24 protein-coding genes are annotated in these 20,410 nt (G+C 58.9%); 2 read left to right on the top strand and 22 right to left on the bottom strand.

Going from position 1 to position 20,410, the window contains the following annotated elements; all coding sequences use genetic code 11:
- Positions 1–17: 17 nt before the first annotated feature.
- From H151_RS0109465 to H151_RS0109395, 15 genes are all read right to left on the bottom strand, one after another.
- Positions 18–1,466, bottom strand: coding sequence for a sensor histidine kinase (locus H151_RS0109465; protein WP_233354558.1), 1,449 nt, complete (start codon positions 1,464–1,466; stop codon positions 18–20).
- A gap of 3 nt (positions 1,467–1,469) precedes the next feature.
- On the bottom strand, positions 1,470–2,147 hold the full coding sequence (locus H151_RS0109460; RefSeq protein ID WP_019961423.1) for a response regulator transcription factor: 678 nt from the start codon (positions 2,145–2,147) through the stop codon (positions 1,470–1,472).
- Between the two features lie 51 nt (positions 2,148–2,198).
- Entirely contained in the window at positions 2,199–2,576 is a 378-nt protein-coding gene (locus tag H151_RS0109455) for a PepSY domain-containing protein (protein WP_156823453.1), read from the bottom strand.
- Positions 2,577–2,599: 23 nt separating this feature from the next.
- Complete coding sequence (locus H151_RS0109450) at positions 2,600–3,532, bottom strand: DnaJ C-terminal domain-containing protein (protein WP_040759317.1); 933 nt, start codon at positions 3,530–3,532, stop codon at positions 2,600–2,602.
- Positions 3,533–3,606: 74 nt separating this feature from the next.
- Positions 3,607–7,299: a baseplate multidomain protein megatron gene (locus tag H151_RS16060; protein ID WP_019961420.1), complete on the bottom strand. Its 3,693-nt coding sequence runs from the start codon at positions 7,297–7,299 to the stop codon at positions 3,607–3,609.
- 17 nt (positions 7,300–7,316) lie between these two features.
- Positions 7,317–7,751 (bottom strand): NlpC/P60 family protein, encoded by a 435-nt coding sequence (locus H151_RS0109440; RefSeq protein ID WP_019961419.1) that lies wholly within the window; start codon positions 7,749–7,751, stop codon positions 7,317–7,319.
- The gene (locus H151_RS0109435; protein ID WP_019961418.1) at positions 7,748–8,398 is read right to left on the bottom strand and encodes a DUF2163 domain-containing protein; all 651 of its coding nucleotides are present in this window, start codon (positions 8,396–8,398) and stop codon (positions 7,748–7,750) included. Before H151_RS0109435 ends, H151_RS0109440 begins: the two co-directional genes overlap by 4 nt.
- Positions 8,395–8,988 (bottom strand): DUF2460 domain-containing protein, encoded by a 594-nt coding sequence (locus tag H151_RS0109430; protein ID WP_019961417.1) that lies wholly within the window; start codon positions 8,986–8,988, stop codon positions 8,395–8,397. Before H151_RS0109430 ends, H151_RS0109435 begins: the two co-directional genes overlap by 4 nt.
- Positions 8,985–9,440, bottom strand: coding sequence for a hypothetical protein (locus H151_RS0109425; protein WP_019961416.1), 456 nt, complete (start codon positions 9,438–9,440; stop codon positions 8,985–8,987). Before H151_RS0109425 ends, H151_RS0109430 begins: the two co-directional genes overlap by 4 nt.
- Positions 9,437–9,631, bottom strand: a complete 195-nt coding sequence (locus tag H151_RS0109420; protein ID WP_019961415.1) for a phage tail assembly chaperone — start codon at positions 9,629–9,631, stop codon at positions 9,437–9,439. The genes H151_RS0109425 and H151_RS0109420 overlap by 4 nt, the downstream gene beginning before the upstream one ends.
- The gene (locus H151_RS16055; protein WP_019961414.1) at positions 9,628–9,918 is read right to left on the bottom strand and encodes a GTA-gp10 family protein; all 291 of its coding nucleotides are present in this window, start codon (positions 9,916–9,918) and stop codon (positions 9,628–9,630) included. Before H151_RS16055 ends, H151_RS0109420 begins: the two co-directional genes overlap by 4 nt.
- Positions 9,918–10,334 carry a phage major tail protein, TP901-1 family gene (locus H151_RS0109410; RefSeq protein ID WP_019961413.1) on the bottom strand — a complete coding sequence of 139 codons (417 nt, stop codon included), beginning with the start codon at positions 10,332–10,334 and terminating at the stop codon, positions 9,918–9,920. The genes H151_RS16055 and H151_RS0109410 overlap by 1 nt, the downstream gene beginning before the upstream one ends.
- Positions 10,335–10,422: 88 nt before the next feature.
- A complete protein-coding gene (locus H151_RS0109405; RefSeq protein ID WP_019961412.1) occupies positions 10,423–11,118 on the bottom strand; it encodes a DUF4760 domain-containing protein in 696 nt (231 codons plus the stop codon).
- A gap of 450 nt (positions 11,119–11,568) precedes the next feature.
- A complete protein-coding gene (locus H151_RS0109400) occupies positions 11,569–11,985 on the bottom strand; it encodes a DUF3168 domain-containing protein (protein ID WP_019961411.1) in 417 nt (138 codons plus the stop codon).
- On the bottom strand, positions 11,982–12,542 hold the full coding sequence (locus H151_RS0109395; protein ID WP_019961410.1) for a head-tail connector protein: 561 nt from the start codon (positions 12,540–12,542) through the stop codon (positions 11,982–11,984). Before H151_RS0109395 ends, H151_RS0109400 begins: the two co-directional genes overlap by 4 nt.
- Between H151_RS0109395 and H151_RS0109390 the strand changes: the two genes are divergently transcribed.
- Complete coding sequence (locus tag H151_RS0109390; RefSeq protein ID WP_019961409.1) at positions 12,543–12,905, top strand: hypothetical protein; 363 nt, start codon at positions 12,543–12,545, stop codon at positions 12,903–12,905.
- Here the strand turns inward: H151_RS0109390 and H151_RS0109385 are convergent.
- From H151_RS0109385 to H151_RS0109355, 7 genes are all read right to left on the bottom strand, one after another.
- Complete coding sequence (locus H151_RS0109385; RefSeq protein WP_019961408.1) at positions 12,877–14,082, bottom strand: phage major capsid protein; 1,206 nt, start codon at positions 14,080–14,082, stop codon at positions 12,877–12,879. The two genes, H151_RS0109390 and H151_RS0109385, sit on opposite strands and share 29 nt — an antisense overlap.
- Before the next feature lie 35 nt (positions 14,083–14,117).
- Positions 14,118–14,570, bottom strand: coding sequence for an HK97 family phage prohead protease (locus H151_RS16050; RefSeq protein ID WP_019961407.1), 453 nt, complete (start codon positions 14,568–14,570; stop codon positions 14,118–14,120).
- On the bottom strand, positions 14,567–14,821 hold the full coding sequence (locus tag H151_RS0109375; RefSeq protein WP_019961406.1) for a hypothetical protein: 255 nt from the start codon (positions 14,819–14,821) through the stop codon (positions 14,567–14,569). The genes H151_RS16050 and H151_RS0109375 overlap by 4 nt, the downstream gene beginning before the upstream one ends.
- A complete protein-coding gene (locus H151_RS0109370; protein WP_019961405.1) occupies positions 14,814–15,959 on the bottom strand; it encodes a phage portal protein in 1,146 nt (381 codons plus the stop codon). Before H151_RS0109370 ends, H151_RS0109375 begins: the two co-directional genes overlap by 8 nt.
- 21 nt (positions 15,960–15,980) lie before the next feature.
- Complete coding sequence (locus H151_RS0109365; RefSeq protein ID WP_083918522.1) at positions 15,981–17,282, bottom strand: DNA-packaging protein; 1,302 nt, start codon at positions 17,280–17,282, stop codon at positions 15,981–15,983.
- Positions 17,230–17,544, bottom strand: a complete 315-nt coding sequence (locus H151_RS0109360; RefSeq protein ID WP_019961403.1) for a hypothetical protein — start codon at positions 17,542–17,544, stop codon at positions 17,230–17,232. The genes H151_RS0109365 and H151_RS0109360 overlap by 53 nt, the downstream gene beginning before the upstream one ends.
- A 128-nt stretch (positions 17,545–17,672) precedes the next feature.
- The gene (locus H151_RS0109355) at positions 17,673–18,119 is read right to left on the bottom strand and encodes a YcgN family cysteine cluster protein (RefSeq protein ID WP_019961402.1); all 447 of its coding nucleotides are present in this window, start codon (positions 18,117–18,119) and stop codon (positions 17,673–17,675) included.
- A gap of 62 nt (positions 18,120–18,181) precedes the next feature.
- Between H151_RS0109355 and H151_RS0109350 the strand changes: the two genes are divergently transcribed.
- A complete protein-coding gene (locus H151_RS0109350; protein WP_019961401.1) occupies positions 18,182–20,152 on the top strand; it encodes a transglycosylase domain-containing protein in 1,971 nt (656 codons plus the stop codon).
- Positions 20,153–20,410 lie beyond the last annotated feature (258 nt).

Raw genomic sequence — 20,410 nt, 5'->3', positions numbered from 1 at the left:
TTATGACCTCATCAAAGTTAACGCGACGTTTCAAGGGGTCCTGATTTAATAAGGGGTAAGGCTAGACAAGCGCGTAACCCTCCCAAATCGGACCGGCACAAGGTGAGACTTCCACCATAGACCTTGGCAAGATCCGTCACAATGGCCAAGCCCAATCCCGATCCAGGCGATTGCTCGTCCAGTCGCACCCCTCTGGCGAGTACCGCTTTGCATTCTTCATCGCTGAGGCCAGGTCCATTATCTTCAACCGTGATAGACAATTGAGCATCCTCAGAAGACTTGGCCAAGACGCGAACATGGCCGCGCGACCATTTACAGGCATTGTCCATCAGATTGCCCAACAAGTCTTCAAGATCCTGACGCTCACCCCGGAAAAATAGCTCGCCTTCGCTTTTCCACTCAATCTTGATGTCATTGCGGGCATGGATACGCTGTAACGTCCGGCCCAACCCATCCAGCACATCATGAACGGGGGTGCTCGCTCCAATCGCGCGAGCATTGGCCGCGGCGCGCGCGCGGCGCAAATGGTGATCGACCTGATCGCGCATGGCGCGGGTCTGTCGCCCCACCAGCTCGGCCAGCGCGCCTTCATTCATATGCGCTTCATTGGCCAAAACGCTCAGTGGTGTTTTCAACGCATGAGCGAGATTGCCGACATGCGTGCGTGCACGCTCCACAACCTCTTTGGAATGATCGAGCAGGGCGTTCAACTCCCCCGCCAGCGGATAAAGCTCACTGGGGTAATCGCCCTCAATGCGCTCGGCCTGACCATCACGGATCTTGGCGACATCGCGGCGCATACGAAACACCGGAGCCAGACCGACGCGCACCTGAAAGATGATCCCGGCGGCCAGCACTGCGGCCACGACCCCCAGTAACAGAGCGGATGTCAGGGCGAAATTCCTCACCTGGCGATCCGCTTTACGGCGATCCTCGGCGACGGTGATAATCACCGCATCGTCGCGATTGGGAAGGCGTACCGCGCGCACGCGCAACCGCAGCGGCTCCCCATCCGGGCCAACACCATTGCCGCCCAAAGTCGGCCCTGTATTGGCGAGCGCACCGGCTTCAACCGAAGCCGGCAAGGTTAGGATTTCATCCCAAAGCGAGGCCGAGCGCACCAAGGAAGGCGTCGCGGCTCCCGGCGGGGTAGGGTCTGAGACCTGCCAATAGCGCCCGGAAAACAGCTGATCATAGCGTGGATCTATGGGAGAACGCGACAGGCGCACCTCGCCCACCGGATCAAGCTCAACACCGGCCACCAAGGCATCTGAAATACCATTGAGCCGATCATCCAGCTCTGCATAGACCGTTTCGCGATAGAGCACCGTCAGGGCAAAGGCCCCGATCAAGAGAAGGCCCAAGGCCCACCCCGCCGCAGACACCACCAGGCGGCGCACCAAGGAGCCGCGTAGGATTAAGCGCTCTGCCTCCATCAAGCTCGTCTCTCCGGCCTGATCACGCACGACTTAGGCGGTGCCTTCTTCTTGCGGATCAATCAAGCGATAGCCAAGCCCGCGCACGGTCTCGATCCGCTCCGGCCCGATTTTCTTGCGCAAGCGCCCGACAAACACCTCAATCGTATTGGAATCGCGATCAAAATCTTGATCATAGATATGCTCTACCAATTCCGAGCGCGAGATAACCCGATCTTGATGGTGGACCATATAGCTGATGATCCGAAACTCATGGCTGGTGAGCTTGATCAGCTTATCGTCAACAAAAACCCGCGAGCCGCGCGTATCCACACTCAATGTACCACAATCGAGTGTCGAGCTGGCATGTCCGGCCGCACGCCGGGTCAAAGCGCGAAGGCGCGCGAGTAATTCTTCAGGATGGAAGGGCTTGGTCAGATAATCATCGGCCCCGGCATCAAAGCCTGCGACCTTTTCCGACCAGCGATCACGTGCAGTCAGGATCAAAACGGGGAATAAGCGCCCATCTTCGCGCCAGCGCTCCAACACCGAAACGCCATCCATTTTGGGAAGGCCCAGGTCCAGAACCACCACATCATAAGGCTCGGTATCGCCCAGAAAATGCCCCTCTTCGCCATCCATGGCACTATCCACGGCATAGCCTGTATGGGTCAGCGTATCGACCAATTGGCGATTAAGATCAGGATCGTCTTCAACAATAAGCGCACGCATGGCAAGGCGTCTTTCGTTTAGGGATAGAAGAAGAAGGCAGCGTCGGTAACGCTACATCCAGCGACCGGTGCGCGCATCAATGCGCACCTGTAACCGTTCACCATCTTGGGTCAGAATGACCAGATTGTAAAAGGGCGGATTGTTACGCACCAAATCAGAGCGCAGCACCTGAGCATTGGGATAGCGTTGACGCACAATGCGAACGATCTCACGCGCAGGTAGAATATCGCCCTGATTGGACGCTTCGCGGGCTTCGTCCGCAGAATAGCGTGAGCGCGGGTCAAACTGCCCGCCTTTTTGTGCATCAGCATAAGAGCCTGGCGCAATAACCACAGCGCAAATGCCCAGCACAACAGCAAGGATCATAGGGTGCATCATGGCGTTTACCTTACACGCGCGGGCTGAACCCTTGGTGAATGCATCCTTCATGAAATCGGTCTTGCCTTCTGTTGCTACCCATCAAAACGCCGACGCGGCGCATAATCTGTCGGCGGGGTCCAGTTTTCGATAAAAGCCTCTAACGCAGGATCATTCAATGGGATATCCACAAGAATGCGAATAATTTGATCCCCGCGCTCACCCTTATCGGATTTGACCCCTTTTCCCCGCAATCTCAGCAAGGTGCCCGAATTGGCCCCGGCGGGAACACGCACATCCACCGGACCATCCAAAGTGGGTACGCGCACTTTAGCGCCGAATAGGGCTTCTTTAAGGTCGACCGGTAAATCCAGACGAATATCTGCGCCTTCGCGCTTCAAAACCGCATGGGGTTCAACGCGAATCTCTAAGAGCAGCGCACCGGGCTGGCCGCCCATCGCACCCGGTTCGCCCTGGCCCTTCAGGCGTAAGACCCGGCCATCTTCCACCCCCTCAGGGATGGTGACGTCTAAGACCTTACCCTCGGCCACGCTCACGCGGCGCTTGGTACCGTGCGCGGCCTCCAGAAAGGAGACCGTGACCGCGCGCTTGATGTCCGCGCCTTGGGATGGGCTATAGCCATGCCCCGCGCGCGCGCCATGCGCACCTTGGCGGCGGCCATTTTGCGCACCAAAATCCGTAAAGAGATCTGAAAAGACATCCCCCAGATCTTCAAACCGCCCTGAAGGGCCTTTCTGACTGGCCCCACCGCCGGGACGCGAGCGGAAATGGAAAGGCGGACGCTCTCGCCCCTCCCCATCAATGTCGCCGCGATCATAGCGCCCACGCGTTTTCTCATCGGAAAGGATTTTGAACGCGGCGGTCACTTGCTTGAAGCGCTCTTCCGCCGCCTTGTCATTTGGGCGCGCATCAGGATGCAGCGCTTTAGCGAGCTTGCGATAGGCGGCGCGAATCTCTGCCGCGCTGGCGGTGCGGGGAACACCTAGAATCGAATATAGATCAGTCATAACCATCGCTGTTAGCAGCCCTTGGGCCAAGGCGCGATGCTTCATAGCGAAAAGGTGCGGCTTTGTGCTGACTTTTACGCAGATAAAGGCCAGTTGAAGATGGCCCTGGCCTCATGTCCTGACCCATAGATAGCGCTGATTTGCGCCACCACAAGGGCGAGCGTGTCAGCCTGGTCCAGCGCGCCTGTATCAAGCTCTGACAGGGAAAGGCTAAGGCTTGTCGTGTCAACTTCACGCACATAAAGGCTTTGACCCGTTTGGGTTTCCAGCCGCACACGATAGCGCTCCGGCCCATCGACGAGCACGATTTCTGCCCCGGCCCAGTCTTCAGCGTTCAAACGGGCGCGTCGGACCCAGTGCGCGCGGATCTGATCGCCCACTTGGCTGAGGCCAAGATGCACCGGGGCCAAGGGGGCCCGGTCCAAACGGTGATAGATCAGCTCCACCTGGCGCGTTGAGACATCATGAAGGCCCTTACCGGGATGCACTGCCCAGGCTTTTAAGGGCGTAAAGACTTCAAAGTCCGCGAGCGCTAGCTCACCCAGCCCTGGCCCCACAATCACACAGCGCGCCTGGGGCGCAATCGACCCCGTGGCCGGTCCATAACGCAGCAAAGATCTTAAGCGCCATTGACCGGGCGCAATCAACGCCGCTTCGCCAAAACCCATCCAGCCCCACCCGGCTTGGGTCTCGATAATCATGCCATTGGCCCCGGCCAGGACCTCACCGCGCGGACGGCTTTGTAAAACTCCATCATAAAGCGTGATGTCCAAGACCGCGCCTTCATCCCAGCGCCCTTCGGGATGAGGATTTAACCCTGAGATCACCTCCCCCATGGGACTGATATGTTTAAGGCTGAGGCGGGCTTCGGCGCTCATCTCATCCGCGCCGACATAAAGCTCCACCCCGCCTTGCCAGGGCCGGACATGGGCCGCCACAATCGGGCCTTGGCGTTCTATCGTCGCCAAAGGATGGGGCGGAAGATCCATGATCACCAACTCAGCCTTGGCCTTGATAACAGGACGCTGCGGCGCGCCGGGCGTCGGGCCATAAAGCGGAGCCAGCCCAGCGCTTTGACCTTCCAGGGTCAAGGCGCGCTCAAACAATCCCTCCTCGCTACGAATACGCCACGGCGTTGCAGCCCCCTCCAGCAGGACATCATCGCCGACTTCCAACGCCATTTGGCTGGGGGGAATGGCCAGGCGCAGGCCCGCCTCCCCACCCTTGGCGCGCGATAAAGCCGTTTGGGACCACGCCTTGCCAAGCGCTTCATCGCCCAAGACCGCGAGCGACATCCGCTTTACGCCCTCCACGCGGGCTTCATCGCCGCGGGCATAAACGGAGAGCGGGCGATAATCCGGCCCATCTTCGATCAGGGTCAGGCGCACCTCCTCCACCCGATCGGTTTGGGCCAGGCGCACCGCCTGCGGGCCTGAGACCTGGGTGGAAAGCTGCTCATAGGACAAAGCTCGCGAAGGGTTGAGCTGATCGGGTAAGGCGATGGGGCCATCACTGCGGTCGAGGATTTGAAAGCCGTAAAGCTCGCTCAGGCCCGCAAGGGCTTGGCGCGCACTTTGAGGATGATCAAGAATATAGCCCGCACAGGGGGCGTTGAGCTGGCTGACATCCAGGCTCTCCAGCCCGGCACGCGCCGCCAAATCGCGCACGATAGCCCCCAGAGGCGATTGCCCGACCCGGCCATTGAGCCAATGGCCCACCTGCCAGTTCGGACCATCCGACCAAATCTCATTGAGGCTGGGGAAAGCTGGAAAGGGCCGCGCATCCCAGCACCAAACATGGCTATGGGCCAGATCCACCATCGGCGCGCCATAGACCGGCGACACCGGATTATGCGTGCGCCAATAGCTGATCAGGGCGCTGAGATAGCGCCGCTGGACCGCATCATCACGCCCCCCGGTGGAGAAATAGGGCCGCGTGCTTTCGCTACTTTTGGGATCGACGAAGACATTGGGTTGATTGGCCCCCTTATCAATTGCGGGACAACCCATTTCCATAAAGCGAAGGGGTTTTGAGCGGGGCTGCCACGCGGTGGGGGTTGAGGCCCGCACGCCCTGGGTGCGCTCAAAATGGCGCTGGCTCCACCAAGAGCGCAGATCTTTATAGCGCCAGATCCAAGCCTCCCCATAGGCCCCGTCTTCAATGGGGCTACGCAGCCCCGCCTCGCGGTCTTCTGAGGTTTTATAATACCACTCAAACCCCTCTCCCCCCTCAATATGGGCGTGCATGTCTTCTAAGGTTGGAAGATGGTTATCGCGCTGATCGGCCAGTGGGATATACCAATCCAGCGCCACGCAATCGATATTGGGATCCGCCCACAAAGGATCGAGGTGAAAGGCTTTATCACCCTGCGCGGGACTATAGCCCGCATACTCCGTCCAATCGGCCGCATAGGTCAGCGTTGTCGTCGATCCTAAAATCGCGCGCACATCACCGGCCAAAGTCTGGAAGGCTGTGACGGCCGGATGATCTCCAGCTGTCGTGCGGATTTGATTGAGCGCGACCATTTCCGAGCCGATGACAAACGTATCCACCCCGCCCGCTTCGGCAACCAGGCGCGCATAATGCTGGATGAAATGGCGATAGCGGAAATCATGATCACTGCCAAAAAAGTCTGCAACCGCGCGCGTGCGATCCGTGGCCACGCTGGCGATCCGTCCGCGCCAGGGAAAGGCCGGTTGACCTACACCGCCGCTCAATCCGGGCAAGCGATTGCCGTCAGGAATATCCATCAGAATGAAGGGATAGAAAGTGACTTGAAAACCCCGGCTTTTCAGTTCGCCGATCAAAGCCTTGACACTGTCATCACTCGGCGTGCCGCCATAGGCCGGACGGCCCTCTTTCTGGCTGACGAGATAGGCGTTATCACGGTTCAACCCCGCCACCCCCCATTCTACGCCTTGGGTGGTTTTCAACCGCACCTCAATGCCCGGTTTTAGCTGACAGGCTTCACAGCGTAGATCCGTACCAAACCAGGCCACCACCAAGGCCACCGAACGACACTTGGGCAGGCGCGCTTCAAGATCATCTAGCGAGGCCAACACGTCCACGCCCCTTGAGCTATGCTGGTTTTCACTGAGCGCTTCACCAGGCCGTAAATCGCGCAGGACCGGCGTGGTGGCATAGCTGAACTCGCCCGAAGCCGGGATCAGACACACGCCTTCGATTAAATCCTCCAAGGGCACCTCTTCGCTGGCCTTGGTGCGCGCGATGACTTCAAAGCTTAAGTTCGGAATGCGCTGGCCAAAGGGATCCAGCGGCAAATCCTCAAACACCACATAGGCCAGATCACGATAGGCGGGCGCAGCCCCTTCGATGGCCGCAATTAAAGGATCAGGGGCCTGATCAGGCGTACCGGTATGGACACGGTAGACAAGCTCTGTCTGGTCCAGTTCCTGACCATTGGCCCAAATCCGGCCAATCCCGGCGATTTCGCCTTCACACAGACCCACCGCAAACGACAGGGAATAGGTATATTGCCTGGCCCCGCCGCCGCCCTTGCCCGGGCGGTCGGCTTTGGTGACATATTCTTTAAAACGCGCGGCCCAGATCACCTGACCAGCCAAGCGCATCCGGCCATAGAGAATAGGGATAAACTGGCCCTCGGTGGAAGTCTGGATCGCCAGTTCGGACAAGCGCGGCCCATCCGGCCCACGCGGGGCCAGCGCCGCGCTTAACGCCTGACTGGCATAATTCAAGGCCAGGGTTTGCGCGCTATCTATTGCATAGCTCAACGCCATTTGCGCCATGGGAAAGCCCCTTTGCGTTATAAATCAGGAAAGCGAAACACCGCGCCCATACGCCTGCGCCACCAGGCGATCAGCGCGCTTTCAACGACGCCAACCGGGCTATAGGCGTGCAGCATCTGGCCGGACGCGCTTAAAATCGCGCAATGCTTCAAGGGATAGCCCGCACCATAGCGAAAGAGCGCCACATCACCGGGCTGGGCTTCATCGCGCGGCACGCGGATCATCCAGCGCTCTGCCGCGCCCAACAAGGTTTCGCGTCCACTGCGCTCCGCCCAGTCGGGACTGTAAGGCGCAAGCGTCTCAGGCTCTGCGCCATAAAGATGACGCCAGACACCGCGCACCAGGCCCAGGCAATCACAGCCCACACCCTTCACACTCATCTGATGGCAATAGGGCGTTGCCAGCCAGGCGCGCGCCTCGCACACGATCACCGCGCGCAGCCTCTCGCTCATCGCCGCCCCCCATCGCGAATGGGGTCTTGATCACCGGCGCGCAGTAAAACATCATTGCCCGGCATATGCGGCATACCGCGAAAATTCACCCCATTGGCAAAGCGGGCCTGACAGGTTTCAAAGCGCTTATCACAGCTTTGCACGCCATAGCGGGGATCACCCAGATCAACCCCGCAGCGCGCATCGCCCAGGCTGGCATCACAGGTGCGCGCATACGCCCGGCCCAGCGTGCGATTAAGCCGATGGCTGAGCCCTAGGATCTCCGCCTCAAAGCCGGCCGGGCCGTGGCGGATCTCCCCCAGCTCGCCGATAAAGATCTGCACATGCTGATCCGGGCTCGCCCAATTCACCCTCATCAAGCGCAAACGCGCGCCATCCCATAGACCCGCGCCGATATCGGCTTCGGTAATAACATCACTGTCGATCAGCCCCCGGACCCCGCCTTGGGCAGGGCCGCCATCACGGCGCAGCGGCTGGGCCTCCAACCCGACGCCGGGATGATAAGTCACCCCCTCGATCACCAGGGCCTCATCATGATCGCAAAAGCCAAAGACCGCGCCATCGCGCCGTGTGATCTGCCACGCCCAGGCCAGGGTCGTCGCCCCGCCATCAAGATGGCTTTGCAGGGCGCTGGAGATCAGTCTCATAAGCGCACCTCAATCAAGCCAATGGACCCCGCCTCAACATGGCCTGGATGGACCATGGACAAAGCCAGGCGCTCGCTTTCAAAGCGGACAGGAACATCAAAGTGGAAACTCGCGCGCACTTCTTCGCCCGGGGCAGGCGCGCTCACCAAGCTGATCACGCCGCCCGCTTCGATGCTGGCCGTGACGGGCGCCCCCCCGACCCACAGCGCAACACTTTCCACCACCGGCAAGGTGATGGGGCGCACATAGCCATAGGCTCCGCTGTCATAGGTTTTGATCAATTGAAACTGCGTCCTCAGGCCATCGCCCACTCCCAACAGCATGGTTTCGGCGCGATCATCCAAAGGATCACGAAAGCGAAAGGCGTGTAGTGGCCCGCGGCGGGCCTCAAAAAACGCAATCAGCTGATCGCCATCGCTACGCGTTTTCAACGCCGCACCCACATCCCAGCGCCGCCGCCCATGAGCCCAGGGGGAGTTGCGCTCTTCGGCCCCGGATTTCAGGCTGACAATCTCTGTCCGGCGTTCAATCTGCCCCCTCGCACCCAGGCTCAGATGAAAGGGGAAGCGCACATCATGAAACCCGCTCATAGCCGGGTCATCCCGCGCTGCACCGCGCGCGCAATCGCCGCCGCGATTTGATTTTCTGACGCCTCTATGCCTTGTAACGGCCCACCTTGATGGTTCACGACAATCGAGATCGGGGCCATAGCTTCGTTGATCCGGCTGCGCGGTTCGAACCCCATGGGCGAAGACCGCGAAGCGCCATGATCAAGGCCCAGCCCGCCGCGCAGGCGATGGAAGACCTGATCCAGGCCCGGTGCGATCACCTGATCCAACGCCAGATTTACCAGGCTGGCGCGCAATTCACGGCCCAGCCGCGCAAAGGACACCTCGCCGGAACGCGCTGCATCCTCCAAACTGGTTTTTAGCGCGCCGCCAATCTCGTGCATCACCGCACGCAAATCTTCACCGGCTTGGCGTAAAGGCTCCAGCCCGTCACGGGCCTGCTCGCTCATGGCGATAAGGCTTTCCTCATTCATGCTTGATCCTCGTTTTGATGGTCGGGAAAGGCCGCACGTAAGGCCGCCATGTCCGCCACACTGGGCGGGGCAATCGGCTCAGCCTCCACCAAGGCCAGCCATTCCGGCAGGCTCATCGCCCAAAGCTCAGCCGGACTTAACCCCAGTGCCTTCACGCCGATGCGCAAAACCGCGCGCCAATGGTCTTTCATGATCGGGGCTTCGTGGCAGCGAATACGCCCGTCAGCGCCGCGATCACTGCGGGCAAATCAAAGTCCAACTGCGCCGGATCTGGCGCTTGAGGGTCTGCCGCGCGCATCACATGGCGCAAGATGATCACCAGATCGCCCGCGCGTGGCTGTGCCAGGCGCGTGCCCAGATCGGCGATATGATCCAGGCCCAGATCGGCCTCAATACGCGCCAAAGCCCCAAGGCTGAGCCGCAAGGGATAGATCTCGCCTGCGATCCTCAACTCACCTTCACCAAAGGGGCTGGTCATCACAGCACCGTCACGCTGATCGCGCCTGCGGACGCCAGGCTCAACACATAGGCAGCTTCGCCATCATGACGGCCGGAATATTCCAGCTCCGTAATTAAAAACGGACCTGACAGAATGGCAAATTCAGGCAGGCAGAGCTGAAAGCGGCTCAAGGCCTGATCAAAAAAGCGCTGACGCATGATCTGATCGGCCTGGCTATTGACGAAAACGCCCGCCCCAGACACATCAACCCCGCGCACCCCCGCCCCACCCAGTAATTCACGCCATTGTCCGGGACTGTCACAATGGGTGACGTCCAGACTTTGGGTTTTCAAGGTGAAGGTTTTGATTTTCAACCCCGCCACCGTCACGAAATCCCCCGTGCCGGGGCTGTGTTCGATTTTCAGTAAGACATGCTTACCCGCTGCCACGCTCATAAAGCTGGCCTCCTTTGTTATCAGATGGATGGAAAGCGCCCCTTGAAGTGGGGCATAAAAAAACCGCCCTAAAGGACGGTTTTTTTGGTTAAATCTTTGATCTTTCTTCGGGCAAGGCCCATTTTTTAACCAGATTTTCTAACTCAATATAGAGTTTCGGATTTCCCGGACTGTCGCTCCGCCCCTTACGCTTTTGTCGAATATATTCAGAGAAGTCACTCCAATCGAGCACAAAACTTGTTCGCCACCAGCGCTTGATAATGTCTTCATCCAAGGCATCAGTGGCAATGCCCAGTGCGGTTGCTTCGTAATAATTAAACACCTTCTTGATGACGTCTTCAGCTTTCAAAGCGCGACCATTATGATCAATCACAATTTTGACGATGTGGTCAATCGATAACGGATTATCGTTTCCATTTTTGACCTCCTTACGAACAACTCGAAACTCTTCAAACATCTCAATCAGTTCGCGATCGCGCGTTTGCTCAGCAATATGCTTGAAGGAATTTGTCTTGCATTCACGGTCCTTGTTACTTCTCAACGTCAACCAGGCCAGATAGGCCGTCGAAATCAGAACAAAGAGGGCAAACAGATTTGTAAAATAAATCAGCGCAGTCGAACGTGCAATGACATCCTCAGCCGTAGACCCTGTCTCCGAAACAACCGCAAGGCCTGCAATATAAAGCCCTGACATCACTACAATGATGAGAAAAGCCAAAGTCGAGACTAAAACCCAACGCCAATGATTCTTCAACAAAGCCCATAAAGAAAAGTTTTGCGCCACACTACCCCCCAAGGTTGCACAACAAGATACAAAAAAAGCCAGCTTTTGGCTGGCTTAATTCATTCAATACGGAGGTCTTTAACGACTGATGCCTTCGATACGGCTTGTGCCCTCGCACCGGCTCGTACCTTCAATACGGCTGGTACCCTCGATGGCTCCATGAGTATAATTTAGCGCTTTCATGTCCATTGCTCCTACAGCTCGTATCTCCGCTCTGAGCCTAGCTCAGATTTTCGAGACTCGCTGTTTTATGCAAGCTCAACTTCTATCGAAGTCTAACGAGCATCTCTTACCATCTCTTTAAACACAAACTTTATGTTTAAAGGATGACGATGAAGTCCAAAAAGGTGGCTCTTTGGCCACCAGTTAGATAACGTATATAAGACGCCGGACGTTCCCACAAGAGCTTTTAGTGTGAAATTTTCTAGCTATGCTTAATGATCACGCCACCTAAATCACAATGGAGCGCAGTCTTACCACGCCCAGATGCGTGCGTAAATCGGCTTGGCGGAAGCTATCGGTATAGAGCACCATGACATCCGCGCTTTGCCCCGAGGGGCTCAGCGTCAGGCGAAGCCCTTGAAGGCAGGTGCGCACCAGGCTGACCGCTTGCTTACTGCCCTCCAGCCCGCCCCAGCGGGTCCAAACCTCTAGGCTGAGGCGGTGATCGATAAGATCGCCTCCGCCCTCTAAGCCGCCCTGCACCAGGGGCTCAGAGGTGGATTGACCCACGCGCAGATAGGGAAAGAGCGCCCCGCGCCCGCCTTCATCGACCACCCGGGGCGGTTCACCCAGCAAGGGATAAAGGCGCGCATCGGCCTTTAGCGCGCTGACAAGGGCACGTTGAAACTCCGCCTCCGCACTCATAACCGCACCGCCTTTAACGGCGAGAGCCAGTCTTTCAAAGCTTCAAAACGCCCATCCCCGCGCGCCGCGCTTTCCGGAGCGCTGGCTTCGGCATACAGCGCGCTAACCCCCAGCCGGATGCCCTGGCGATAAATTTCGGGCACGTCCTCGGCGGCGGGGCCATAGCCTGCCGTGAAGGTCAGGCGCAGGCCCGCGCGTGGCATGTCGGGGCGGATAGTGCCCGCGGGGGCGATGATCTGATCATCTTCCAGACGCAGAGGGGCGATGGAGAGGCTTTGCCAACCCTCCGCCCGATCCAGGCGTTCCAGCGCTATGATACTGCCCCCCGGTCCGCGCGGCAGGCGTAATGCTCCTTCACAGGGCCAGGCGTCAAACGTCCAGGAATAGCTGCGCGTGATCAGGGCGCGGGCCGTAAAGCGCTCCACAAACTCCCTTGACGCGCGAATGAGCCCTACAATAAGCTCTTGATCATGATCGGGCGATATTCGCAAAAAAGACTGGATGTCAGCCACGCTGACAGGCTCCAGCACCGGTTGTGCAAGAGGGTATAAAGACATATGAAACCTCTAGAAAACGCTCAGCCCAAGCCGACGATGTTAATCCCCAGTCGGACTGCGATATTCGTCGGCATTTGGGGATGGGTTACGGTCACGATGCAGGGCCACATGCCCGCCTGGAAAGAATGGGCGGCCCCCCTCGGCGGTCTTGCCATAGTCTTGGCCTATCTTTGGGCCAGAAACCCGTTATGGAATGCCCCGTGGAAGGCGGCGCCCGGCGAAGTTTTCATAAACGTAGATCGCCCACGACTAAAACGCGCAATGATCGCCACCTTCCTGGTTCACCAGACCTATTATTTCACCATGACCTTATTATTTAGCCTGCAAGACTGGCTTAGCTGGTTGCAAACTTCATCAGCTTGATGGCGTTGAAATCCTGCACCCCGCCGCCGACACGTTTGGTGGTGTAGAACAGGATATAGGGCTTGGCCGAATAGGGATCGCGCAGCACCTGAAGGCCTTGGCGATCCACAATCAGATAGCCGCGTTCAAAATCACCGAACGCAATCGCGAACTGATTGGCCCCAATATCGGGCATATCCTCAACCTCAACCAGCGGATAGCCGAGCAGGCGCTGCGGCCCCCCGGCCTCCATCGCGGGTTGCCAGATATAATGACCATCGGCGTCTTTGAATTTACGCAGGCGTGAGACGGTCTGTTTGTTCATCACAAACTGGCCCTTGGCGCGATAGGCGGCCTTGGGCGCATAGATCAGATCAATCAAGGCATCGACCGGCGCGCTGGCGGCAAAGTCACCGGCACCGCCGCTGGCTACATAGCCCAGCTCACCCCAGTTTTGCGTGCCATCGGTTTTGGCGGTGTAGCTGAGCAGGCCCTTGGGTTGATTTATACCGGTGCCTTGAATGAAGGCCTTGCTTTCGGCTTCGGCAAAGACATCGCGCACTTCTTCGGCCAGCCATTGGTCCAAATCGACAAAGCTGTCATCCAGAAGAGCTGGCGTCGCGGCGGGCATGGCGTAGAGCTCAGCCACCGGGAATTCCAGAAGGTCCAGCGTGGGGGTATCGGTTTCTGCACGGCTAGCGGTTTCCCCAACCCAGCTGGCCCCGGCCCCGCCCAGGCTGACCGGTTTTTTGAAGGTCTGCGATCCGGCAAAGCGCACGCTGGCAATTTGGCGCAGCGGCGAGACTTCGCTCATCAGCCGCGTGACCAATTCTTCGGTCTGGGCCGGGGCGATATATCCCCCCTGGCCAGAGCCTGAGGCCAACGCCTTGGCCTCACGCCCCTCACCAGTACGCAGATACGCGTTAAAGCCCGGATCACGCTGCGCCTTTACCTCGCCCATCATGGGACGGACCTGGGCGCGGGCCATGCGTTCAATCATCGCCTGTTGCTCACTCAGCGCACGATCGAGACGGCTAACTTTGTCCTCGGTCAAAGGATCGGTGTGGGCCTTGGATTCCAGCTCGTTCAGGCGCTGATCATTGGCCTGTTTGAAGGCTTCAAAAGCGCACAAAAATTCATGAATAGCGGTACGCATATCCCGGCGCGGGGCATGGGGTTTGACATGTGATAGCGTCATATAGGTCTTCCTTACTGTGGGCATAAAAAAACCGCCTAAAGGGCGGCGGGGTGAGGCTGAAGATGTGAAGGCGCGCCCGCATCGGGCGGCGCATCGAGCCGCGCTTGCGGCAAAAGTGCCAAGGCCACGAGCGAAACTTCATAAAGGTCAACACGCTGAAGAATACGCCCACCTCCGGGGCGGGGCTGGCTGTCACGGGTTTCAAACCCGATGGAGAGGCCCGATAAGCGCCCGGCGGCCAGCGCGGGCCAAACCTCCTGTGCGCTCGCATAAGTCAGATCGAGCACGCCTTCGACATAAAGGCCGTAGGCGTCTTCATAGATCTCACTCCAGCGCCCGATCTGGCGGCTCAGATCATGATTATGCAGCATGGGTAGGACCGCGCGCTCACCCAGGCTGTCTTCAAAACATCCCTTCACGGTGACATCACCGCTCAAATCAGGGACATCAAAAACACTGGCATAACCCGAAAGGGGGATCAGGCTCATCGTGGGCCCTCCTCATTCAAACGGTTTTCAATACGGATGAGGCCCGCACGAATGTCGCGCGCTTGTTCTTCCAAACGCGCCAAACGCTCCAAAACCGGATCTTGCTGGGCGACACGGGTTTCAAGATGGCGCAGACGCGCGCCCGCTTCGCCGGTCCACATCAAAGCCCCGGCGGTTTGAAGGGCAATGGCGATGATCACGCCCAGGCTGATCTGGCGATCGAGCTGCCAGCGCGGTAAAGCCTCACGCATGATCCCCCTCCACCCCAGCGAGCATCCGTTTTTCTTCACGGCTCAAGAAATCAGCATCGCCTAAGCGCTGCCACAGGCTGGCACGCTCATCAGCCAGGGCAGACAAGCTGTCTTCGGACAGGCGAAGGCTGATCTCTTCCCCCAGATAGGGCCTGAGCCAGGTTTGCAGCGCGCGGATGGTTTTGCGCGCCAGCGGCAAAACCGTCTGGCGATAAAAGGCCAAATTCGCCTCCTTATAATTGGCATAGGTATTATCGCCCGGCAGACCGAGGAGCAGCGGCGGCACGCCAAAGGCCAGGGCAATCTCGCGCGCGGCTTCGCGGCGCGCTTCAAGATAATCCATGTCTGCCGGGCTCAACGCCATCGGCTTCCAATCAAGCCCGCCTTCCAACAATAACGGCCGCCCGGCATTATCCGGCCCGGTATGCATGTCTTCTAATTGCGCTTTAAGACGGGTGAATTGATCCGGGCTTAGATAGCCCTCTCCGCCATCGCGCCCTGTGACCACCAACGCTCCGCTGGGCCGCGCCCCATTATCGAGCAGCGCCTTGGTCCACACCCCGCCCGCATTATGGATGTCCACCGCGCGCGCAGCGGCCTCTAATGGGGGTAGGCCATAATGATCATCATGGGGATTGAAGAGTTTCAGGTGCAAGACCGGCGAAGTACCGCGCACCAGATCACGCTGATAGCTTTGCGTATGGCTCCCCACACGATAGGTCCAGCCCGTGGTCCAGCCGCGTCCATCACTCTCTACCCTTACCCGGTCCGGGCGCAAGGTATGGATTTCCAGACTGCCACCCGGCCCCTCACTCATCGCGAGATAGGCATTGCCCGCCATATGCAGATGACCAAAGAAGGTCTCCATCAGCTCGGGCCCCGTCTGGTCCAGATTTGGGGCATCCAGCAGGCTGCGGGCGCGATCATAGGCGGGGCCCTCACCGTCCAGACGAAAGCCGACCGCCGCACAGCTTTCCGCGATCAGGCGCACACAGCGATGGGCCACCGGGTTCTGGCGATAGCCCTCCTGGCATAGACTATGATAATCGCGCCCGCTCCATTGGGCCGGGGCCAGGCCCGAGAGCGCAAGATGAAAGGGCGCAGACTTTCGCCCACGCGCCCAGAAGGATCTCAACATTCCAACCTCTTTTCTGATCGTTTATAAAGCGCGAAAGCGCGGCTCTGCGCCCTTGCCCGCCAAATGGGATAAGGCCCAGACCAAGGCATCGACCCGGTCGGGGCTACGCTGTGTCATCTGATCCGAGCCAAAGGTGCACATCTGATCTTCCAGTTCACAAAAGCGCGCGCCGTGATGGACCCGGCCCTGGGCATAGAGCGCGGCAATCGGCTCGGCCCGCGCGCGCTTGGCCCGGCTGGCATGGACAAGGCGGATCGGCAGATCAGGATCAACCTGGCGCAGCACCGCGCGCACCATATCCCCGCCCTGATTGGCCTCGGCGATAACTTTGTCGGCCTCATGGGCATGAAAAGCCTCCACCACCGCACGCGCCCACACTTCGGCGCGCCCGTGTAACGAATGATCACCCAGCACGATGAAGCGCCGTGTGGGACCCATCCCGTCACAACCGGCCGCGATAATTCCGCATTCATCACTTTTGGGACCGCCACTGGCAGGGGGATCGACCCCGATCACCAGGCGTTCAGGTGTAAAGGGGCCACGCTTGAGCGCCCCATCCACATCGGCGCGGGTCCACAGCGCGTCTTCAGGATCTTCGATCAGAATGCCGTCCAATTCCTGTCGCGCCAGGGCGCTGGCCCCAAAGCTCGCTTCCAGCGCCTCAACAAATCCCGCCGAAAGATGGGCGGCATTATCGCGCGTGCTGGCGCGGGTCATCACCACGCCCGGCGCATGGATCAAAGCGCGCAAGGCCGGATGGGCGCGCGGCGTGGTGGTCAACATCATTTGCGGGTGCCGCCCCAGGCGTAGGCCCAGGCGCACCATGTCCAAAGTTTCCTGCGCATACGTCCAGGCGGCGAATTCATCACCCCAGGCCAGATCAAATTGCGGTCCACGAAGACCATCCGGATCTTCAGAGGAATAGCCCGCCGCCACCGCCCCGCAAGGCCAGACCAAGCGGCGTCGGCTCGCCTCATAGCTGGGCCTTGCGCCGGGATCGGAAATGGCGATCAGGCCCGAAGGCCCTTCAATCATCACATCACGTACATCGCGAAAGGCTGGCCCGATCAAGGCGATGCGCCGCGCCCCGCGCGCCACCTTCATCTTCACCCATTCCGCCCCGGCGCGGGTTTTCCCGGCCCCGCGCCCACCCATGAACAACCAGATTGACCAGGCCCCCGGCGGGGCCAGCTGATCCGGGCGCGCCCAAAAGGGCCAGTGATGACGCAGCAAGGCTTGATGGGTAAAAGGCAGGCTCGCTAGGGCCGCTTTAGGGTTCTTCGTGCGTTTGATGAAGGCCGAGGCGGGTGACAATCTCCTCATAAATCACCGCCGCCTCTTCGGGGGACGGCGTATAAATGTGGGGTGGGGGAGCAGAAGATGTCTCGCACATCGCCTCCAAATCCTTGATCCATTTGGTGATCGGGGCCAGGGCCTTCACCCGCTCGCTTGCCGCCTGATCCTCACCTTCGGCCAATAGGCGTGCAACATCGCGTGCGCCCTTGGCCAATTCTCGCCGCAACGCCGTAAGCGCGCGGAGCAATGTTTGAGGGGGGCGGCTCGGTGAGCCCTTTTTCTCGACCATGCCCACACTATAGCGCGGCCCCATCCCGGTCGGATGAGAGAGGCGAGCAAAGCAATAAACACTTAAAACAAAATAGAATTTATAATTTCAAAAGCAGGATTAGCCCCGCCCTATCCCCGATCACGGACTTAATCTTGGTCCTCAATGATGTGATCTTCATAATCGTCTTCGTCCACATTCAACTCAGACACCAGCGGACGCGCCACGCTGTGGCCGTGTGTGTGGGTCGAGTTGGGATCACCGGTGACCAAGGGATGCCAGTCGGCCAGCCCCTTGCCTTCAGACAAACGCCGATAGGCGCAGCTACTGGGCATCCAATGCAACTGGGCAATATTCTCAGGCGTTAAAGGCACACATCCCGGGACATGGAGGGTTCGCGTGCCATATTGGCGACATTTCAATGCCTTTACATCCAACAGCTTGCACGCAATGTTGGTGCGGTGATAGCGCTCAGTGTCTTCATCTTGCAACACTACGACACAACATTTCGCGCAGCCATCGCAAAGCGATTCCCATTCCTCGCGCGACATGTCAGTCAGGGATTTGGTTTCCCAAAAGGGTTTCGTTTCAGCCATAGCCTGAATTTAGCCGTCTTTATTGGTTTAGACAAAAGCCTAATCAGTTCATAAGGGCCTTTATGACCACCTATCGCGCCGACCAGAAACAAAAATGGATGAAGATCGCCCAGAAGGCCTTCTGGCCGAGCCTGATCGGGGGCGGCGTGAGCTTGCTGATCGTTCTGGTCATTGGTGGGGCTTTGTTCTGGCGCTGGGCTTTCAACGACATGCCTGATGTGCCTGAAGACATTGCAGTATTATGGGATGTACGGCGCGAAGAAACCCTTACCGTATTGGATAAAAATGGCGATGTCCTGATCCAGCGCGGCCCGCTTTATGGCTCTATCGTGCGCCTAGAGGCTCTGCCCGATTACATCCCCAACGCCTTCGTCGCGATTGAGGATGAGCGCTATTATAAGCATGGCGGGGTGGATTATCACGGCCTGACCCGCGCGATGCTGCGCAATATCACCTCGGGCCATCTGGTCGAGGGCGGATCGACCATCACCATGCAAACGGTGAAGAATTTGATCCTGACACCGGAGCGGAGCCTGCGCCGTAAGCTCCAGGAATTGCGCCTGGCCGGTGCGCTGGAAGCGCGCCTCACGAAAGATCAGGTCTTAGAGCTGTATCTCAACCGGATTTATTTCGGCGCCCAGGCCTATGGTATTGAAGCCGCCGCACAGCGCTATTTCTCCAAGCCCGCGAGCGAGCTTAGCGTGGCCGAGGCGGCCCTGCTGGCGGCGCTGCCAAAAGCGCCCAGTCGCCTGGCCCCCACGACCAATCTCGCCGCCGCGCAGGCCCGCGCGGCCTTGGTGCTCGATGCCATGCGCGCGCAAAACTTCATTGATGACATCACCTATATCGAGGCGCGCACCAATCCCGCCGCGCCCGTACAATCGGCGGGCGGGGATTTCGATACCGCGATCTTTGGGTATATCTTTGACCAAGTGGCCTTGGATGCGCAAACCCTTTTGGGCGAAGACACGATTGCGCCCGATCTGGTGATCCACACCACGATTGATCCGGATCTACAAATCGCCGCCCATGAGGTGATCACCGCCGCCATCGCAGAACAGGGTGAGGCGCGCAACATCTCTCAAGCAGCCTTGTTGGCCCTGTCGCCCCATGGTGCCGTGCGCGCCATGGTCGGCGGCACTGATTATGCCGACAGCCAGTTTAACCGCGCCACCCAGGCCATGCGCCAACCGGGCAGCGCCTTCAAGCCCATTGTCTTCGCCGCCGCCTTTGAAGACGGCTATGACGCCACCAGCGTTTTTGAAGACGAGCCGATTGATCTGGAGGGCTGGACGCCGGAAAACTTTGGCGGCAGCTATCGCGGCCAGATCACTTTGGAAGATGCGCTCAAACGCTCGATCAATACCGTTGCCGCGCAAATCGGGGCCAAAGTCGGGCCCCAGACTTTGGTTCAGATGGCGCGCCGTCTGGGCATCACGACCGAGATGGAGGCCGTGCCCTCCATCGCCCTGGGCGCGGTGGAAGTGCGCCTGATTGATCTGACCAATGTTTACAACACCATCGCCCAGGATGGCCGACGCTATCAGCCCTATCTGATTACCCGCATCGAAAATTCGCGCGGCCGCGTCTTGTTTGAACGTGAAGAGACCGAGAGCGCCGCCGCCGTTTACGAACAACGCTATGCGCGTGAGCTGTCCACTATGATGCAGGCCGTAGTGCGTGATGGCACCGGGCGGCGCGCCCAATTGGGCAATCGCGCCGTCGCCGGTAAAACCGGGACCAGCCAGAACAGCCGTGATGCCTGGTTCGTCGGCTATACCCAGCACCTGACCGCCGGGGTCTGGACCGGAAATGATGATGATACCCCGACGAATAATGTCACCGGCGGCAATATTCCGGCGCAAATCTGGCATGATTTCATGGTGCGCGCCCATGAAGGGGTTGCGAGCGAACCTTTAAATGCCCCGGCCCCGCGCCGGCGCGGTGAGCGCGAGGAACGCTTGGCCGCCTTTTACTCCAACCTGGCCGAAACCTTTGCCCGTCTCCATGACGGCGAACAGTCTCAGGATTAGGGTATCCGCCCTCAAATAGGCGTAGACAATGGGGAAACTCAACCTGTCATCCCCGACTTGATCGGGGGTCCATACTTTATCCTGTCACCCCAAACTTGATTTGGGGTCCATGCCGGACGGGTTGAGCGTGGTTCTGATCGTGCAGATTATACAGCAAGCTTACGGCATGGATGCCAGATCACGTCTGGCATGACACCCTACCCTAAACCCTGTCATCCCCGACGTGATCGGGGATCTATGCGCTTTGATGGCACGCTC

The sequence above is a fragment of the Woodsholea maritima DSM 17123 genome, assembly GCF_000382325.1.
Classification (GTDB): Bacteria; Pseudomonadota; Alphaproteobacteria; order Caulobacterales; family Maricaulaceae; genus Woodsholea; species Woodsholea maritima.
Note: the sequence above shows the minus strand (reverse complement) of the source record. Positions and strands in the feature narration are given on the sequence as shown.

What these genes read in the sequence shown, in the direction of transcription:
- H151_RS0109460 (WP_019961423.1), bottom strand. Translation starts at nt 2,147, where the DNA reads ATGCGTGCGCTTATTGTTGAAGACGATCCTGATCTTAATCGCCAATTG.
- H151_RS0109455 (WP_156823453.1), bottom strand. Translation starts at nt 2,576, where the DNA reads ATGAAGGATGCATTCACCAAGGGTTCAGCCCGCGCGTGTAAGGTAAAC.
- H151_RS0109450 (WP_040759317.1), bottom strand. Translation starts at nt 3,532, where the DNA reads ATGACTGATCTATATTCGATTCTAGGTGTTCCCCGCACCGCCAGCGCG.
- H151_RS16060 (WP_019961420.1), bottom strand. Translation starts at nt 7,299, where the DNA reads ATGGCGCAAATGGCGTTGAGCTATGCAATAGATAGCGCGCAAACCCTG.
- H151_RS0109440 (WP_019961419.1), bottom strand. Translation starts at nt 7,751, where the DNA reads ATGAGCGAGAGGCTGCGCGCGGTGATCGTGTGCGAGGCGCGCGCCTGG.
- H151_RS0109435 (WP_019961418.1), bottom strand. Translation starts at nt 8,398, where the DNA reads ATGAGACTGATCTCCAGCGCCCTGCAAAGCCATCTTGATGGCGGGGCG.
- H151_RS0109430 (WP_019961417.1), bottom strand. Translation starts at nt 8,988, where the DNA reads ATGAGCGGGTTTCATGATGTGCGCTTCCCCTTTCATCTGAGCCTGGGT.
- H151_RS0109425 (WP_019961416.1), bottom strand. Translation starts at nt 9,440, where the DNA reads ATGAATGAGGAAAGCCTTATCGCCATGAGCGAGCAGGCCCGTGACGGG.
- H151_RS0109420 (WP_019961415.1), bottom strand. Translation starts at nt 9,631, where the DNA reads ATGAAAGACCATTGGCGCGCGGTTTTGCGCATCGGCGTGAAGGCACTG.
- H151_RS16055 (WP_019961414.1), bottom strand. Translation starts at nt 9,918, where the DNA reads ATGACCAGCCCCTTTGGTGAAGGTGAGTTGAGGATCGCAGGCGAGATC.
- H151_RS0109410 (WP_019961413.1), bottom strand. Translation starts at nt 10,334, where the DNA reads ATGAGCGTGGCAGCGGGTAAGCATGTCTTACTGAAAATCGAACACAGC.
- H151_RS0109400 (WP_019961411.1), bottom strand. Translation starts at nt 11,985, where the DNA reads ATGAGTGCGGAGGCGGAGTTTCAACGTGCCCTTGTCAGCGCGCTAAAG.
- H151_RS0109395 (WP_019961410.1), bottom strand. Translation starts at nt 12,542, where the DNA reads ATGTCTTTATACCCTCTTGCACAACCGGTGCTGGAGCCTGTCAGCGTG.
- H151_RS0109390 (WP_019961409.1), top strand. Translation starts at nt 12,543, where the DNA reads ATGAAACCTCTAGAAAACGCTCAGCCCAAGCCGACGATGTTAATCCCC.
- H151_RS0109385 (WP_019961408.1), bottom strand. Translation starts at nt 14,082, where the DNA reads ATGACGCTATCACATGTCAAACCCCATGCCCCGCGCCGGGATATGCGT.
- H151_RS16050 (WP_019961407.1), bottom strand. Translation starts at nt 14,570, where the DNA reads ATGAGCCTGATCCCCCTTTCGGGTTATGCCAGTGTTTTTGATGTCCCT.
- H151_RS0109375 (WP_019961406.1), bottom strand. Translation starts at nt 14,821, where the DNA reads ATGCGTGAGGCTTTACCGCGCTGGCAGCTCGATCGCCAGATCAGCCTG.
- H151_RS0109370 (WP_019961405.1), bottom strand. Translation starts at nt 15,959, where the DNA reads ATGTTGAGATCCTTCTGGGCGCGTGGGCGAAAGTCTGCGCCCTTTCAT.
- H151_RS0109365 (WP_083918522.1), bottom strand. Translation starts at nt 17,282, where the DNA reads ATGAGGAGATTGTCACCCGCCTCGGCCTTCATCAAACGCACGAAGAAC.
- H151_RS0109360 (WP_019961403.1), bottom strand. Translation starts at nt 17,544, where the DNA reads ATGGTCGAGAAAAAGGGCTCACCGAGCCGCCCCCCTCAAACATTGCTC.
- H151_RS0109355 (WP_019961402.1), bottom strand. Translation starts at nt 18,119, where the DNA reads ATGGCTGAAACGAAACCCTTTTGGGAAACCAAATCCCTGACTGACATG.
- H151_RS0109350 (WP_019961401.1), top strand. Translation starts at nt 18,182, where the DNA reads ATGACCACCTATCGCGCCGACCAGAAACAAAAATGGATGAAGATCGCC.